Consider the following 2,574-nt stretch of genomic DNA (forward strand, 5'->3'; position numbering starts at 1 on the left):
CGATGCGGCGCTTCGGTGATCCGACCCAGGAGCTCCATCATACGAGCTTCCGAAATATCGCTTTGCGGCTCCGAGATTGCTGGCATTGGCACTCACCCTTGGATCAGCCCAGAACGCCCAAGCGTCCTCAGGCTTGCGTGGCACATAATTTTTGATGCGGTCCTACGTTAAGGTCGAGCCCGGTCAGGCGAGAGCATCATTCGAACTTGACCAGCCCCGATCCAATATTCGCCGTCACCTGCTCAGTTGCTGGTCGACCCGCATCCTTCTCGCACATAACGAACACCGGCCAAAGTCATTGACGCCAGCGTACAACCAAATTTGGTAGCGGCCCCTTAGCGCGATCGTGAAGGTCTTAAGGGGGCATGAATTGATTTGAGTTTTAGCGGCTATCATCGAAAGAAGGAAGAGTTTGAGTGTAAGGATGCCCTCCGAATTCTGGTAGGGAAAGAGACGCAGCCGGGTCGGCGGCCGCATCGTTGGCACCGTAGGCACCGGCGGCAAGACCTGCAGCAGTCGCACAACTCACGTTCCAGATGCAGCATTGGTAATTGCGGACCTGATCCTGGGCTGAGAACGAAGCCGATCCCTAGTGCCGCCAACACCAGTGCTGGCAGCGTCAAAATCGGAGCTTGTGCCCGGCATGGCATCGGCACCCAGATTCCCTCCTAGCTTGATGCACGTGTCAGTGCCGGGGATGTAATGGAAGCCGGCTCCATACAGCGAGCATATTTTCAAGCGGATCGCCTTCACAGGGAAATGGACGGGCCAATTTACCGCGCTATGCTCTTCGGCAGCTGATTCACGGCACAGCTAGTGCCTGCAGCCTCTCGTATGGGAGGCGCAGTTTTGGTTTCAGCAACGGTGTCCGCTCTTTGATTTGGTGGAAGGCGTCCCAAGTGAGGCGGCGACCCGCCAGTTTGCGGCTACACAACATCTTGCGGCAATAACGCGTAGATGGCGTTGAGCACCATGGCGCAAGCGCCGTGGACGATCTCGTCCTCCAGGGTCGCGATTGCCAGCCGCCCTTGTCGGCCATCCGCTACGTATGCCCGGCGCGATGGATGAGGCCGATACGCCCCGGTAGACACTTCCGTGGAGATCCTCGAGATTGCGCTCGAGGTCTATCTCATAGTCCTGCCACCTCACCCCGTCGATTCCCCGGCAGCCTTGCGTTTGACCGCGAAGAATGCTGCCGAGAGTGTGTCGACTTTGACCTGATGGAGAAGCGCGGTGAACCGGCTCCTTCTTCCTTTGCCTTGCGGATTGCCGTACGCGGTTCAGCGCCGGGGCACGCGCGCCCAGGTCTGCGTCCCGTGCGTGCTTTGCTGATCCGCATTTCCCTTGGTCGCTGCCCTTTACTCCGCCACCTCCGCCGGTGGTGGCCCGGCTTGTTCGGCGACTTCCCGGCTACTACGGCAGAGTCAGACTCCTCCGGATCGTGCATTGACGCGCTTGAGCATGTTGCCTTCTGCTACACAGACAGCGTCGGCCCCGGGATCACTTTTCTATCGCGGCTCAATGGTTGGCCCGCATGCCCCCTATCGACGCTTCGCCGACATCCTCGCGGATGCCTGCGCACGGCTCGGAGACCTGATGACTTGGCAATTCCGCAACACGTCAACCCAGCTCCGCAGGGGATCCGCCAAGCGCTTACTGAACGCCTGAGGCGGCCACGTGGGTGTGTTCCCCGGCTACAAGTCTAACGATGGTGATCCGAACGCGTGGCCGTCGCCGGGGTGACATTCAAAGCGGGCGACAAGATCGGTTACAGCTACGAATCCGACATGCAAGATATAGCTGGCATTCTGCGAAACGTTCGCCGGGGCACAGTTCTCGGACTTCTGCGTTGTCACGAACCATGGTCACGAGCCCGGCAATTGGAGCCAGGAGCCGCCTGATTATGTCCGATCATTTGCGCACAGGCGGATCGATACCGGTGCCACTGCACATGTCGGACATGGGCCGCACCGGTTGCGCGGCAACGAGATCTACAAGGGTAGACCCAGCCCGGGGAATTTTATCTTCATCTCCGGACAGATCGCCATCGAAAATGACGTGGGAGTGATCAGACTGCTGCCGCCTCGCTGCCATGATCGGAGTTCGCATGTGAATTGGACTATTCGCGAAACTCGTGCTGCACCTCGGATGATAGCGGGGCACGAAGCATTGGCAGTCGCTTGCGCAACGCTGCTCCGATGCGCCGCTCATGCGGGGTTGAGGAAGAACATAAGGAGCGATACAGCATTCCGGCTCGACCGTTGCAATTTGCTCGACCACTCCATCAGACTCGGCATCGGTCAGCGGCGTGACGACGACCTCGCCCTTTAAATCGATTGCCGGCAATCTCGAAGCGCCGCTTGCTCGACACGAGCGGCAGCGGCGCTTCCATCTTCAGATCGGACATCAACGGACGCACCTGTCAGCCGATCTCGATGAGGTCGCGGTGGTGATCATCGTAACACGGCCACCCGAGCGCGCGATTAGCGCATTGGTAGCTGTACCCGAATCGCTCGATCGCGGCTGGGTTAATGCCAGGGCGCTGGCGGAGATTCGTCAATTTTCGAGGATGGC

1 protein-coding gene and 2 pseudogenes are annotated in these 2,574 nt (G+C 59.2%); 2 read left to right on the forward strand and 1 reads right to left on the reverse strand.

Going from position 1 to position 2,574, the window contains the following annotated elements; genetic code table 11:
- Positions 1 to 579: 579 nt before the first annotated feature.
- Positions 580 to 735: pseudogene (locus Q3C01_RS44720) on the reverse strand (porin); the annotation flags it as partial.
- A 986-nt stretch (positions 736 to 1,721) separates the two neighbouring features.
- Between Q3C01_RS44720 and Q3C01_RS44725 the strand changes: the two are divergent.
- Positions 1,722 to 2,026 (forward strand): annotated as a pseudogene (locus Q3C01_RS44725) (CapA family protein); the annotation flags it as partial.
- 282 nt (positions 2,027 to 2,308) lie between these two features.
- Positions 2,309 to 2,574 (forward strand): hypothetical protein (locus tag Q3C01_RS44730; protein WP_458151722.1); only part of this gene is annotated, 266 nt, incomplete at its 3' end.

This window comes from Bradyrhizobium sp. UFLA05-109, from assembly GCF_054185165.1.